The organism is Salarchaeum japonicum (assembly GCF_020614395.1).
In the GTDB taxonomy this organism is placed as follows: Archaea; Halobacteriota; Halobacteria; order Halobacteriales; family Halobacteriaceae; genus Salarchaeum; species Salarchaeum japonicum.
Map to the genome: position 1 here is coordinate 557,120 of NZ_CP085324.1, position 12,443 is coordinate 569,562.

The 12,443-nt window shown below is 71.4% G+C and carries 14 protein-coding genes; 5 read left to right on the forward strand and 9 right to left on the reverse strand.

Annotated elements, in window-relative coordinates; translation table 11 throughout:
• Positions 1 to 2 precede the first annotated feature (2 nt).
• Positions 3 to 350 (reverse strand): Hsp20/alpha crystallin family protein, encoded by a 348-nt coding sequence (locus LI334_RS03155; protein ID WP_227261723.1) that lies wholly within the window; start codon positions 348 to 350, stop codon positions 3 to 5.
• A 96-nt stretch (positions 351 to 446) separates the two neighbouring features.
• Between LI334_RS03155 and LI334_RS03160 the strand changes: the two genes are divergently transcribed.
• The 3 genes from LI334_RS03160 to LI334_RS03170 are packed head-to-tail and all read left to right on the forward strand — an operon-like array spanning position 447 to position 4,527.
• Positions 447 to 1,652, forward strand: a complete 1,206-nt coding sequence (locus tag LI334_RS03160; protein WP_227261724.1) for a molybdopterin molybdotransferase MoeA — start codon at positions 447 to 449, stop codon at positions 1,650 to 1,652.
• Positions 1,649 to 3,520, forward strand: coding sequence for a molybdopterin biosynthesis protein (locus LI334_RS03165; RefSeq protein WP_227261725.1), 1,872 nt, complete (start codon positions 1,649 to 1,651; stop codon positions 3,518 to 3,520). Before LI334_RS03160 ends, LI334_RS03165 begins: the two co-directional genes overlap by 4 nt.
• Positions 3,517 to 4,527 (forward strand): dipeptidase, encoded by a 1,011-nt coding sequence (locus tag LI334_RS03170; protein ID WP_227261726.1) that lies wholly within the window; start codon positions 3,517 to 3,519, stop codon positions 4,525 to 4,527. The genes LI334_RS03165 and LI334_RS03170 overlap by 4 nt, the downstream gene beginning before the upstream one ends.
• Here the strand turns inward: LI334_RS03170 and LI334_RS03175 are convergent.
• The 7 genes from LI334_RS03175 to LI334_RS03205 are packed head-to-tail and all read right to left on the reverse strand — an operon-like array spanning position 4,507 to position 9,348.
• Positions 4,507 to 5,148, reverse strand: a complete 642-nt coding sequence (locus LI334_RS03175; RefSeq protein ID WP_227261727.1) for an HAD family hydrolase — start codon at positions 5,146 to 5,148, stop codon at positions 4,507 to 4,509. The genes LI334_RS03170 and LI334_RS03175 overlap by 21 nt on opposite strands.
• Positions 5,149 to 5,184: 36 nt before the next feature.
• The gene (gene lwrS, locus LI334_RS03180) at positions 5,185 to 5,550 is read right to left on the reverse strand and encodes an LWR-salt protein (RefSeq protein ID WP_227261728.1); all 366 of its coding nucleotides are present in this window, start codon (positions 5,548 to 5,550) and stop codon (positions 5,185 to 5,187) included.
• Positions 5,551 to 5,826: a 4a-hydroxytetrahydrobiopterin dehydratase gene (locus tag LI334_RS03185; protein ID WP_227261729.1), complete on the reverse strand. Its 276-nt coding sequence runs from the start codon at positions 5,824 to 5,826 to the stop codon at positions 5,551 to 5,553.
• Between the two features lie 38 nt (positions 5,827 to 5,864).
• The gene (gene hemA, locus LI334_RS03190; protein WP_319799821.1) at positions 5,865 to 7,166 is read right to left on the reverse strand and encodes a glutamyl-tRNA reductase; all 1,302 of its coding nucleotides are present in this window, start codon (positions 7,164 to 7,166) and stop codon (positions 5,865 to 5,867) included.
• Complete coding sequence (locus tag LI334_RS03195) at positions 7,163 to 7,816, reverse strand: precorrin-2 dehydrogenase/sirohydrochlorin ferrochelatase family protein (RefSeq protein ID WP_227261730.1); 654 nt, start codon at positions 7,814 to 7,816, stop codon at positions 7,163 to 7,165. The genes hemA and LI334_RS03195 overlap by 4 nt, the downstream gene beginning before the upstream one ends.
• Positions 7,817 to 8,887, reverse strand: coding sequence for a siroheme decarboxylase subunit beta (ahbB, locus tag LI334_RS03200; protein ID WP_227261731.1), 1,071 nt, complete (start codon positions 8,885 to 8,887; stop codon positions 7,817 to 7,819).
• Between the two features lie 38 nt (positions 8,888 to 8,925).
• Entirely contained in the window at positions 8,926 to 9,348 is a 423-nt protein-coding gene (locus LI334_RS03205) for a DUF5778 family protein (RefSeq protein WP_227261732.1), read from the reverse strand.
• Positions 9,349 to 9,439: 91 nt separating this feature from the next.
• On the opposite strand from LI334_RS03205, the gene uppS reads away from it, so the two are divergent.
• Positions 9,440 to 10,339: a polyprenyl diphosphate synthase gene (gene uppS, locus LI334_RS03210; RefSeq protein ID WP_227261733.1), complete on the forward strand. Its 900-nt coding sequence runs from the start codon at positions 9,440 to 9,442 to the stop codon at positions 10,337 to 10,339.
• A gap of 112 nt (positions 10,340 to 10,451) precedes the next feature.
• Here uppS and LI334_RS03215 read toward each other — a convergent pair whose 3' ends face one another.
• On the reverse strand, positions 10,452 to 11,060 hold the full coding sequence (locus LI334_RS03215; RefSeq protein ID WP_227261734.1) for an undecaprenyl diphosphate synthase family protein: 609 nt from the start codon (positions 11,058 to 11,060) through the stop codon (positions 10,452 to 10,454).
• 83 nt (positions 11,061 to 11,143) lie between these two features.
• Between LI334_RS03215 and LI334_RS03220 the strand changes: the two genes are divergently transcribed.
• Positions 11,144 to 12,442: a DUF92 domain-containing protein gene (locus tag LI334_RS03220; protein WP_227261735.1), complete on the forward strand. Its 1,299-nt coding sequence runs from the start codon at positions 11,144 to 11,146 to the stop codon at positions 12,440 to 12,442.
• Position 12,443: the final 1 nt, after the last annotated feature.

A 12,443-nucleotide genomic window follows, 5' to 3' on the forward strand; every position in this document is an offset into this window, starting at 1 on the left:
CGTCAGCCCTCTATCTCTATCTCGCGGCCCCGCCCGGCCTTCGGGAGCGTCACGGTCAACACGCCGCCGTCCAGCGCCGCGGTCGCGTCCGCGTCGGTCGCGTCCGGCGGGAGCGGGAGTTCCGCGTCGAGGAAGAGCGCGCGGTCTTCGCGCTGGTAGGAGAAGCCCTCGGGAACGTCCTTCTCGCGGCGCGCCTCCACGCGGAGCACGCCGTCCTCGACGCGCACGTCGGTCGTGTCGCCGGTCGCGCCCGGCACGTCGATGACGACCCGGTAGGCGTCCTCGGATTCGAGGAGGTCCACGGAGACGGCGTCGGGCAGGTCGCGGAGCGCGTCGCGGAAACCAGTCATACGCACGTGTTCGCGCGCCGGGTCGAAAAAACCGACGGGCATTCCCGGGTTCCGCGACCCGCTGGCTTTAGACGGCCGACGACCCAATCCGGGGGTATGAACGCAGACCGCCACGAGGCCGGGTTCAAGAACCGAACCCGGCTCTCGGACGCCCTCGACGCCCTCCGCGAGGTTGTCGGGCCGCACGGCCGCACGGAGTCCGTTCCGCTCGCGGCCGCGGACGGTCGCGCGCTCGCCGAGTCCGTGACTGCGGCGCGCGATGTGCCCCACTACGACCGTGCCGCGATGGACGGGTACGCCGTTCGGGCGCGCGACACGTTCGGCGCGGGCGACCGCTCGCCCGCCGTCCTCCGACAGACCGAGGGCGACGTGGGGACGGGGGAGGCCGCGCGCGTCCACACCGGGAGCGCGATGCCCGACGGCGCTGACGCCGTCGTGATGATAGAACACCTCACCGCCGTCGGCGACGAAATCGAGGTGTTCGACCCGGTCGCGACGGGGGAGAACGTCGGACCCGCCGGCGAGGACGTCGAGGCCGGAACCCGGTTGTTCGACGCGGGCCACCGCCTCCGCCCGAGCGACCTGGGCCTCCTCCGCGGCACGGGCGTCGAGTCGGTGTCCGTGTTCGAGCGGCCGTCCGTCGCGGTGATTCCGACGGGCGAGGAGCTCGTGGACGCCGACCCGGGGCCGGGCGAGATGGTGGAGACGAACGGCCTCACCGTCTCCCGGCTCGTCGAGCGCTGGGGCGGAGCGAGTCGATACCGGGACGTGGTGACGGACGACGCGGACGAGCTCCGGGACGCCATCGAGCGCGACCGCGACGCCGACGTGGTGGTGACCACGGGCGGGTCGTCGGTGGGCGAACGCGACCTCGTCCCCGACGTGGTCGCCGACCTCGGCGAGGTGCTTGTGCACGGCGTCGCGCTCAAACCCGGCCACCCGGTCGCGTTCGGCCGCGTCGCGGGGACGCTCGTCGTGATGCTCCCGGGGTATCCGGTCGCGTGCATCGTCAACGCCGTCCAGTTCCTCCGCCCCGCAATCGCCCGCCTCGGCGGGTTCGACCCCGCGCCCCACCCCAGTCGGGAGGTGACGCTCGACGGGAAACTCGCGAGCGAACCCGGCACGCGGACGTTCGCGCGCGTCACGGTCGAGGACGGGGTCGCGACGCCCGTCCGCACCTCCGGGTCGGGAATCCTCTCGTCGGTCGCGCTCTCCGACGGCTGGGTCGCCGTCCCCGAGGACGTGGAGGGCTACCCCGCGGGCGAGACGGTCACCGTCGAATTCTGGGAGGGCGAGCGATGACCCGCAAAGAGTTCCGCGACCTCTCCTCGCTCGCCGAGGCCCAGGAGGTCGTTTCCGGCCTCGACGTCTCGCCCGGCACCGAACTCGTCGCGCTGGAGGACGCCCGCGGCCGCGTGCTCACGGAGCGCGTGGACGCCGACCTCGACGTGCCCGGGTTCGACCGCGCGTCGATGGACGGGTACGCCGTTCGGGCGCGCGACACGTTCGGCGCGACCGAAGCCGACCCCGTCGTCCTCGACCGCGCGGGCACCGTTCACGCCGGCGAAACCCCCGACGTATCCGTCTCGCCCGGCGAGTGCGTCGAGGTGTCCACGGGCGCGGTCGTCCCGGACGGCGCGGACGCCGTCGTGATGGTCGAACGCACCGTCGAACGCGAGTCCGGCGACCGCATCGAGGTTCGCACGGCGGTCGCGCCCGGCGAGGACGTGATGGTCGCGGGCGCGGACGTGGCGGCGGGCGAGCGCGCGCTCGGCCCCGGAACCCGCCTCACGTCACGCGAAATCGGCCTCCTGTCCGCGCTCGGCGTCGCGGACGTTCCCGTCCGGGCGAAACCCCGCGTCGGCATCGTCTCCACGGGCGACGAACTCGTCCGGCCCGGCGAACCCCTCGACTCCTCGCGCGGCGAAATCCACGACGTGAACACGTACACCATCGCCGCCGGCGTCGAGGAGGCGGGCGGCGACCCCGTGCTCTACCCGCACGCCGGCGACAGCGAGGCCGAGATGGAGCGCCAGCTCCGCACCGCGGCCGACGAGTGCGACCTCGTCCTCTCCTCGGGTTCCACGAGCGCGAGCGCCGTCGACGTGGTCTATCGAGTCGTCGAGGACCGCGGCGAACTCCTCCTGCACGGCGTCGCCGTCAAACCCGGGAAGCCGATGCTCGTCGGGGAACTCGGCGGGAGCGCGTACGTCGGCCTCCCCGGCTACCCCGTGAGCGCGCTCACCATCTTCCGGACGTTCGTCGCCCCCAAAATCCGGGACGCCGCCGGCCAACCCACCCCGCCCTCCGCGACCGTCACCGGCCGGATGAGCGCGCGCGAGCGCTACGGCGAGGGCCGCACCCGCCTCATGCCGGTCGGCCTCGTCGCGGACGGCGACGGCGACACGCTCGTCTACCCCGTGGACAAGGGGAGCGGCGCGACCACCAGCCTCGTCGAGGCAGACGGCGTCGTCACCGTGGACGCGGACACCGACTACCTCGATGCGGGCGAGCGCGTCGAGGTGCAGTTGTTCTCGCCGGACGTGCGCCCGCCCGCCCTGCTCGGCGTCGGCGAGGACGACCCCGCGCTCTCCCGCGTCCTCGACGGCGTTCGGGGGCCGCGCTACCTCTCCTTCGGCACCCGCGAGGGACTGCGACGGCTCCGCGACGGCCTCCCCGACGTCGCCGTCGCCAGCGGCCCGCTCGACCGCGACGTGCCTGGCGACGAACTCGCGTCCTGGACGCGCGAGTGGGGGCTCGTCACCGCACCGGACGGCCCGGACAGCCTCGCCGCCCTCGTGGACGGCGACTACCGGTTCGTCAATCGAACGACGGCCTCCGGCCTCCGCACCTCCCTCGACGCCGCGCTCTCCGACCTCGCCGCCGACCGCGACACCGACTCCCTCACGGAGCGAATCGACGGCTACGACTTCACCGTGAAGGCCCACGCCAGCCCCCCGCGAAAAGTCCTGGCGGGCCGCGCGGACGCCGGCCTCGGCCTGCGCGCGACCGCCGACGACCTCGGCCTCGACTTCGTCCCCCTCGGCCACGAACCCGTGCGCGTCTTCGTGAACCCCGAGCGCCGCGAGAAACCCGGCGTCGCCGCGCTCACGTCCGCGCTCGCCGACCTCGACGCCGTGCTCGCCGACCTCCCGGGGTACGACCGATGACGATAGACGGCCACACCGACGTGCTCCTGCAGTGCGTGGACGCCGACGACCCCGTCGCCGCGCTCCGCGCCCGCGAGAGCGGCCACCTCGACCTCGAACGCGCCCGCCACGCCGGCCTCGACGCCGCGTTCTTCGCGGCGTTCCCGCCGAGCCCCGAGATGCCCGACCCCGTCGTGGACGACGACTCGTATCGGTACCCGTTCGCGCCGACCCCCGACTTCGAGACCGCGCGCGACAGCGTCCACCGGATGCTCTCCCTCCTCCACCGCGCCGCCCACGAACTCGACGGCCTCCACCTCGTCACCGCCCCGGGCGACCTCGACCGGAACGGACTCGGCGCGATTCCTCATCTGGAGGGCGCGGAAGCGGTTCGGCCCGACCGCTCGAACCTCGACTTCCTCTACGCCGCCGGCCTCCGGTCGCTCGGCCCCGTCTGGAGCCGCCCGAACGAGTTCGGGCACGGCGTCCCCTTCCAGTACCCGAGCACCACCGACACCGGCGACGGTCTCACCGACGCGGGCCGCCGCCTCGTCCGCGCGTGCGACGACCGCGGCATCCTCGTGGACGGCGCGCACATGAACGCCGCGACCCTCGCGGACACCCTCGCCGAACTCGACGCGCCGATGGCGGTCACGCACACCGCCGCGCACGCCGTCAGCCCCCACTCGCGGAACCTCACGGACGACCAGCTCCGCGCCGTCGCCGACGAGGGCGGCGTTATCGGCTTGACGTTCGGCGCGAGCAGCTACGCCGACCAGCCCGACCCCGACGCGGGCGCGAGCGTCCACGACATCGCCGCGCACGCCGCCCACATCGCGGACGCCGTCGGCGTCGAACACGTCGCGCTCGGCTCCGACTTCGACGGCGCGCGCCTCGTGGACGAACTCGACGACGTGACAGACCTCCCGGTGCTCGCCGACGCGCTCCGCGACGCCGGCTTCAGCGAGACGGATCTGGAGAAGATACTGGGCGGGAACTGGGAGCGGTTACTCCGCCGCGTCCTGTAGGAGGGCGTCCACGCGCTCGATGCGCCGGTCGCCGAGCACGCACCGCCCCCGAACGCCGGGGTCGTGGCGCTCGACGTGCACGCCGTCCAGGCCAGCGTTCGCCGCGGCCTCGACGTCGCTCTGCCCGTCCCCGACGTAGACGCCGCGCGCGTCCGACTCCACGCCCAGCTCCGCCATCGCGAGTTCGAGCGGCCGCGCGCTGGGCTTGTACCCCGTCTCCGGCGAACAGCAGAGCCGGGTGTCGAACCAGTCCGCGATGTCGAGATGGTCCAGCACCGGCTCCGCGAGGAACTCCGCGCAGTGCGTCACCAGCCCGGTCGGTCGGTTGAGGTCGGCGAGCGCCGCCGCGTCCTCGTGCAAGTACGTCGCCTCCGCGCGCGCCACCGGGTCTTCCACGGCGTCGAGCGCCGTCCAGAACGCGTCCGCGTCGTACCCCCACGCCGCCAACTGGGCGTCCCGACTCCCGCCGAGGCCGTGCCAGAGGACTTCCATCTCGCGCTCCGAGAACTCGACGCCGAGCCGACTCCCCACGTCGTCGAAGACCTCTCGCGCGTACGACCACTCCACGTCCACCAGCGTCCCGTCGAGGTCGAACAACCAGAACTCGTACCCGTCCGCCATCACCTCCGGCTAGGGCGCGAACGCGTAAGTACTCGACTACTGCTTTTCCACGCTGCTCCCGAAGTACTTGTTCACGACCTCCGACACCGACGCCGCGTTGAACGCGTCGAGGTCGGCCTCGATTTCGTCCGTGAACGCCTCGTAGTACTCGTCGTCCGTCTCGAACCCCCGGTACTCGACGGCGAGCACGGGCACGTCAAGCGCGTCCTCCGTGAGCTCCCGGAAGTGCTTCCTATCGCTGAGCTCGCCCCGCCAGAGGTTGTCCCGGAAGAACAGCCATCCCGACTCGCCGGGATCGTCCGCGGGCCGGTACAGCCGCGTCTCGAACTCGTCCGGCTCCACGGACACGTCTTTCGCCGGGTCAAGGCGGAATCGCACGTGGAAGACGTAGCGGGCGTCCATCTATCGGAGCGCGTTCACGGCCTCCGCCAGTTCGATGTCCTTGCCCGTGATACCGCCCTCCTCGTGGCTCGTAAAGCGCACTTCGACCTCCTTGTACCGAATCACGAGTTCGGGGTGGTGGAACTCCTCCTCCGCGAGCTCCCCGACCTCAGAGGCGAACGCGACGCCCGCGAGGTAGTCGTCGAACTCGAACACGCGCACGATTTCGCTCTCGTCGCGCGTCCAGCCCGCCGGCAGACGGTTCTCCACCTCGTCGTCGTCCAGTAGCTCGGCCATACGTCGAGCGTTCTCCGCCAGCCCCAAAACAGTACTCGCTAGTCGTCCTCGGTCTCCGCGGCCGCCCACGCGCTCGGGTCTGCGTCCGCGAGCGGACTGCTGCCGTCGAGGTCGGGGTCGAACAGTTCGAGCGCGGTCGCGATGGTCTGCCAGTCGTCGTCCTCCGCCGCGTCCCGCAGACTCCGCGTGGGTGCGGCGAGAATCTGGGAGACGAGGGAGTCCGCGAGCGCCTCCACAGTCTCGCGCTGGGCGTCGTTCAGCTCGCCCTCCGCGTCGAGCTTCGAGAACGCGGTGTCGAGTTCGCGCGCCTTCAGGCGCTCCGCGCTCTCGTACATCGTCGCGATGACCTCGTCCGCGCGCTTTCGCTTGTACTGCGCGAGCAACCGCTCGAACTCCTCGGTGACGATGCGTTCGACCTCGCGCGCCGCGTCAGCGCGCTTGTCGCGCGTCGCCTCCGTCATCGCCTCGATGTCGTCGAGGTCGCGCACCGACACGTCCGCGACCTCCGAGACGGCGGGCGCGACGTCCCGCGGCTGTCCGAGGTCGACGAGGAACGTCTCGCCCGCGCCCTGCACGGTTCGCTTCGTCACCACGGGGTCGTCGCTCCCCGTCGCGGTGACGACCACGTCCGCGGACGCGACGTGCTCCGAGAGCGCGTCCAGGCTCACCGCCGCGCTCGCCGTCTCCAGCTCTTCGAGCACCCACTCCGCGTGCGTGACGGTGCGGTTCGCGACGACGAGGTTCGCCGCGGCGCTCGCGTCGAACGCCTTCGCGGCGAGCGCGCCCATCTCGCCAGCGCCGACGACGAGCGCGCTCGCGCCCGCCAGCCCGGCCTCGCGGTCGGCGAGCCGTGTCGCCGCGCTCCCGAGGCTCACGACGCCCTCGTTGATGGTGGTCTCGTTTCGCGCGCGCTCCCCGACGTGCAACGCCTTCGTCACGGCCTCCCGGAGGACGGGGCCGACGCCGCCCGCGTCCCGCGCCGCCTCGAACGCGTCCCGGAGCTGGCCCATGATTTGGTCTTCGCCGAGCACCACGGATTCGAGGCCCGCCGCGACCCGGAGGAGGTGGCGGAGGCTCGCCTCGTGGTTCATCCCGACGACGGGCGCGTCACCGAACACCGCGTCGAGCGCGCGGTCGCCCGTGGACTCGTCGTCCGCCACCACGTACGCCTCCACGCGGTGACAGGTCTGCACGGCGAACGCCTCCCGGACGCCCGGCTCGTCGAGCAACGACGCGACCACGTCCGCGTCGCTCCCCAGCCGTGCGGCCTCGATGTCGTCCAGCGTCGCGTGGTCGTGCGAGACGCGAACGCCCGCGATGACGCCCAAGTTCTCGTTCACGGTGAGTACTGCTCCCCGAGTTCGTCCGCGAGGACGACCTCGGCTTGTTGGCGAGGATTCGCCCCACGCGTACGTAAAGCCTTCCAAACCGACGGCGCTCGCACCAGCCGACGCACCGCCCTCCGTCGGTCAGCCGGCGGGACGCCAGCGGCCTTCAGCTCCGCTCGCACCTCGCCCGAGAGGTCGGCCATCCCGCCCGCGCCCGCGAGCTCGTCCCCGATGCGCTCCCGGAGGTGTTTCGCGAGCGCGGGACTCGCCCCGCCCGTCGAAACCGCCACCGTCACCGGGTCGTCCTCGACGGTCGCGGGCACGGTCACGCTCCCCGCGCGCCGCCCCCCCGACTCGTCCGCGCGGTTCACGAGCGCGCCGTGGTCGCGCGCCGCCGCCGCGGCCGCGTCGTTCACGGTCTCGGAATCGGTCGCCGCCACGACGAGCACGGGGTCGGCGCGCGCCACCCACTCCCGAACGTCGTCCGGGCCGGGGGCCGCGCGAACGAGGGCCGCGTCGCCGAACGCGGCGTCCGCGAACTCGGGACTCACCACGACCACCGCGGCCTCCTCGGCGAACCCGCGGGCCTTCCGCGCGCCCACCCGCCCGCCGCCGAACACCAGCACGGTCTCGCCCGTGAAGTCGTGCGCCAGTAGCGCCATCTACGCCTCCGATTCCGACTCCGTGTTCGCGTCCGCGCGCTCCGCCATCCGAAGCCCCGTCTTCTTCAGAATCCGCGTCGAAAAGAGCGTGTCCCAGTCGTCCTCGCTCACGTCCCAGTACTCGCTCATCACCTCTCGCACCTGCTCGATGCGCTCCTCGCTCTCCGCCTCGCTGCGGCCGTGCGTCATCGCGAAGAAGTTGTACGGCCACACGCCCTCGTGGCGCGGGCGCTCGTAACAGTGCGTCACGAAATCGAGGCCCGCGACCGCCGGCCCGACCTCGTCGACCACGTCGTCCGGCACGTCCCAGACCGTCATCCCGTTCTCCGTGTACCCGAGCGCGTAGTGGTTCGGAATCACGCCCACGCGCCTGACCTTCCCCTCCTCGTTGAACCGCCGGAGCGTCTCCACCACCCACTCCGCGTCCTGCCCGATATCTTCGGCGACGTCCGCGTACGGCGTCTCGGTGACGGGCAGGCCGTCCTGAATCGCGAGCACGAGGTCGCGCTCCGCCGGCGTCAACGCGTCCCGGTCGGTTCGCGCCGGACTCGGCCCGAGGTGCGAGAGGTCGATGTCGCCCTCCGGAATCGGGCCGTCCACGAGGAACTTCGCCTCCACCCGGAACTCCCGCTGTTTCGGCAGATTGTACGTCTCCTGGCCGGTCTCCGCCTCGATGTCCGCAAGTACTTCCGCGACGCGGTCTTCGTCCGCGACGGACAGCACGAACCACATGTTCAGGTAGGGGTGTTCGCGCTCGTAGTTGTGCGCGACCTCCCGGTGGTCGTTCACCAACTCCGCGACGGCCTCGTACTCGTCCTCGGGCGCGTGCATCGCGACCAGCGTCGCCTGCCCGCCGATCTCCTCCGCGTTGATGAGCGCGCCGAACCGCGTCAGAACGCCCTCGTCGTCCAACTCTCGAACTACCTCCACGAGCTCCGCGGCGTCCACGTCGATACCCCGCCCGCGGAGCGCTTCCGCGGCCGGTTCGAACGGATGCCGGACGACCGGGAACCCACCCTGGAACGCGTTGATGACCGCGCGCTCCCGGTCGCCGAGGTCCGTCTCAGTCATACACTCGTGTGGGGGCCGGGCACAGATAAGACCACCCGTTACGGCTCCGCGAAGTACTCCTCCTCCGTCACGCCCACGACCTCGTCCGCGTTCGCAACCCCGCGCAGGTCGTCGAGGATGGCGTCGTGGTCGTCCGTCGCCTCCCAGTACAACACCACGTCGTACGTTCCCTCCCGCATCAACTGCTGGCACTCCCAGACGAACTCGTCGCCGTCGATGGTGCGGCCGTGATGCTGGTTCACGCCGAACTCGTCGCTGTCGTTCCCCGAGTACACGTACGTGTCCTCGTCCGTGACGTGCGCGGAGATGACGTCGCCCGCGTCGAGCGTGAGCTGGTGCATCATGCTCTCCTCCTCGCCGTCCAGGCTCGTGTGCACGACCGCGCCGTGCAACTCGATGTCGCCGGGCTTGAGGAGTTCGACCGCGCGCCGGTAGAGATCCGCGTTCAGCGTCTCCGTCATACCCCGTACTCGGGCGGAGCGCGCCATACGTCTCACGATCCCGTCCGCGACTCCAGAAGGCTGATACCCCTCCGCGACCCACCCTCGGGTGATGCGAGACTGGCTTCGCCGCCGACTCCGCGCGGGCTACGAGCGACTGCTCTCCCGCGAGGTGGACGGCGCGCCCGAACACGTCGCCGTCATCCAGGACGGCAACCGCCGGTACGCCCGCGAACGCGGCGGCGAAGCCACCGACGGCTACCAGGCCGGCGCGCGCACCACCGAGGAGATGCTGGACTGGTGCGCCGACCTCGGCGTCGAAGAACTCACCCTCTACGCGTTCTCCACGGAGAACTTCGAACGCCCCGAAGAACAACAGGAACACCTCTTCGACCTCCTCACCGAGAAACTCCACGAGTTCGCGGACGCCGACCGCGTCCACGACCGCCGCGTCCGCGTGCGCGCCATCGGCGAAACCGACCGCCTCCCCCCGCGCGTCCAGCACGCCATCGCGTACGCCGACCGCCGCACCCGCGGATACGACGGCTTCACGCTCAACGTCGCGCTCGCGTACGGCGGCCGCGCGGAACTCCTCGGTGCCGCCCGCGACATCGCCCACGCCGTCCAGTCCGACGACCTCACCCCCGACGACGTGACCGTGGACGAAATCCAGGCACGCCTCCACCCCGCCCGCGTCCGCGACGTCGACCTCATCATCCGCACCGGCGGCGACGAACGCACCTCCAACTTCCTCCCCTGGCACGCCAACGGCAGTGAAGCCGCCGTCTACTTCTGCGCGCCCTACTGGCCCGAATTCTCCAAAATCGACTTCCTCCGCGGCATCCGCACCTACCAGGCCCGCGAGAAATCCTGGCAACGCGCCCGCCTCGAACGCGCCCTCGCCCTCGTCCGCGCGTTCGGCAGCGCCGAACTCGACGACGCCCGCGCCATCATCGACCGCCTCCGCACCCACACCACCATCGACCTCCCCGACGAAGAACCCGCGGACTAACCCCCCTTCCTTCGCCCGACTTTGCCCAAGCCCTCCGGCCTTGCTGAGTTTGGACGGGTCGCTGACGCTCACCGTCCAAACTACTGTGAATCGGAGATTCACTGAATTCGGTCTAGCGACCGAATCTCCGCTGGCGGTTCTGGTAATCCCTGATGGCGCGGAGGTAGTCGCGCTTCCGGAAGTCCCGCCAGTTCACGTCGGTGAAGTAGAGTTCGGCGTAGACGGACTGCCATATCATGAAGTCGCTGAGGCGTTCCGCGCCGGTTTTGACGACGAGGTCGGGTTCGTCGGGGAAGACGAGGCGGGATTCGATTTCGGATTCGTCCACGTCGTCCGGGCTGAGGTCGCCGGATTCGACGGATTCGGCGATGGACTGGACGGCGTCCGCGAACTCGTGCTTCCCGCCGAGGCCGACGGAAATCTGGATGGGTGTGTCGGCGCGTTCGGTGTCGCCGGGGCCGCGGACGGCGACCTCGCGGGGTGCGTCGATGGCGGCGAGTTCGCGTTCGAGCGTCGGGACGGCGGCCTCGTCGAGCACGCTCACGTACACGGTGACGCGCTGTGCGCCGTAGTCGAACGCCCAGTCGAAGGCGTCGCTGAGCGTGTCGTACGCGCCCTGTTCGAGGAGGTCGCGTTCGGTGATGACGAGCGCGACGTGGTCGGGAGTCGGCGCGTCGTCGCGGCGCACGCGGAGCGCGAGGTAGTGGTCGTAGACGCCCACACCGGGTTTCTGCGGCGTGCGGCCTAAACCCCTCCGCTGTTCGGGAGCCTTAAGTGCGGCGCAGGTGAAGCAACGGCGATACCGTGACTCTCCCGCTCCGGCGGGCGGCGGCGTACGCGCTCTGTAGTCTCCTCGCGCTCACCGCCCCCTTCCTCGGCCGGTTCGCCGCCGCGCCGTTCGTCGTGGTGGCGGCCGCGGCCTACGTCGTCCGGGACGGCCCCGTCTTCCGACTGTTCGCGTTCCCGTGGGACGAACACGCGGAACGCTTGCGGACGCTCGTCGGGTTCGCGAGCGCGAGCGCCGGCCTCGCCGTCCTCCTGCCCGCCGTCGACCTGCCGGTCGTCGTGTACGTCGCGACCGTGCTCGCGCTGGCGTTCGGCGACCTCGGCTACCGCGCCGTCCTCGACTACCGGGAGTCCCGCGTGTACGCGACCGCGGGGTTCGCGGTGCTCGGCACGCTCGCCGCCTTCCTCGGCCAGCTCGCCGTCGTCGAGGCGGGCGCGACCGCCGCCGCACCGCCGACGTATGCCTTCTTCGCCACCACCGCCGCGTTGCTCGCCGCGCTCCTCCGCGCCGTCTTCACCGAACGCGACTCCCCGCTCCTCCTCGCCGTCATCGCCCTCCTCCTCTGGCTGTTCTGGGCGGTCGCCGACCCCGTCTCGTGGACGCGCATCGCCGTCGCGCTCGCGCTCACCGTCGGGTTCGGCGCGCTCTCCTACGTCGTCGGCTCCACGTCCATCCCCGGCCTCCTCACCGGCGTCTTCCTCGGATTGCTCGCCGTCGTCCTCGGCGGCTACGGCTGGTTCGCCGTCCTCATCACGTTCTTCGGCGTCGGCAGTCTCGCCACCAAGTACCGCTACGACGAGAAGAAGAACCGGGGGGTCGCCGAGGAGAACGAGGGCGCGCGCGGGAGCGGGAACGTCCTCGGGAACTCCGCCGCCGCGCTCGTCGCGCTCCTCCTGTTCGCGTCCGCCGACCACCTCCCCTGGGGCGCGCACGTCTTCCTCTACGCCTACCTCGGTAGCGTCGCCACCGCGCTCGCCGACACGCTGTCGAGCGAAATCGGCGGTCTCTACGGGCCGCCCCGCCTCCTCACCACGCTCGAACCCGTCGAACCCGGAACCGACGGCGGCGTCACCTGGCAGGGCGAACTCGCCGGCGTCGCGGGCGCACTCCTCATCGCGCTCATCGCGCTCGCCGCCTTCTCCCTTCCCGCGCTCGGCGTCGCGCTCGTCGTCGCCGGCGGCCTCGTCGGCATGACCGTGGACAGCCTCGTCGGCGCGACCCTCGAAGGCGGCCTGTTCGGAAACCAGTCCGTGAACTTCACCGCCACGGCGTCCGGCGGCGTCGCCGCCGCCCTCCTCGCCGTCGCACTCCTCTAAC

What these genes read in the sequence shown, in the direction of transcription:
- LI334_RS03155 (WP_227261723.1), bottom strand. Translation starts at nt 350, where the DNA reads ATGACTGGTTTCCGCGACGCGCTCCGCGACCTGCCCGACGCCGTCTCC.
- LI334_RS03160 (WP_227261724.1), top strand. Translation starts at nt 447, where the DNA reads ATGAACGCAGACCGCCACGAGGCCGGGTTCAAGAACCGAACCCGGCTC.
- LI334_RS03165 (WP_227261725.1), top strand. Translation starts at nt 1,649, where the DNA reads ATGACCCGCAAAGAGTTCCGCGACCTCTCCTCGCTCGCCGAGGCCCAG.
- LI334_RS03170 (WP_227261726.1), top strand. Translation starts at nt 3,517, where the DNA reads ATGACGATAGACGGCCACACCGACGTGCTCCTGCAGTGCGTGGACGCC.
- LI334_RS03175 (WP_227261727.1), bottom strand. Translation starts at nt 5,148, where the DNA reads ATGGCGGACGGGTACGAGTTCTGGTTGTTCGACCTCGACGGGACGCTG.
- lwrS (WP_227261728.1), bottom strand. Translation starts at nt 5,550, where the DNA reads ATGGACGCCCGCTACGTCTTCCACGTGCGATTCCGCCTTGACCCGGCG.
- LI334_RS03185 (WP_227261729.1), bottom strand. Translation starts at nt 5,826, where the DNA reads ATGGCCGAGCTACTGGACGACGACGAGGTGGAGAACCGTCTGCCGGCG.
- LI334_RS03195 (WP_227261730.1), bottom strand. Translation starts at nt 7,816, where the DNA reads ATGGCGCTACTGGCGCACGACTTCACGGGCGAGACCGTGCTGGTGTTC.
- ahbB (WP_227261731.1), bottom strand. Translation starts at nt 8,887, where the DNA reads ATGACTGAGACGGACCTCGGCGACCGGGAGCGCGCGGTCATCAACGCG.
- LI334_RS03205 (WP_227261732.1), bottom strand. Translation starts at nt 9,348, where the DNA reads ATGACGGAGACGCTGAACGCGGATCTCTACCGGCGCGCGGTCGAACTC.
- uppS (WP_227261733.1), top strand. Translation starts at nt 9,440, where the DNA reads ATGCGAGACTGGCTTCGCCGCCGACTCCGCGCGGGCTACGAGCGACTG.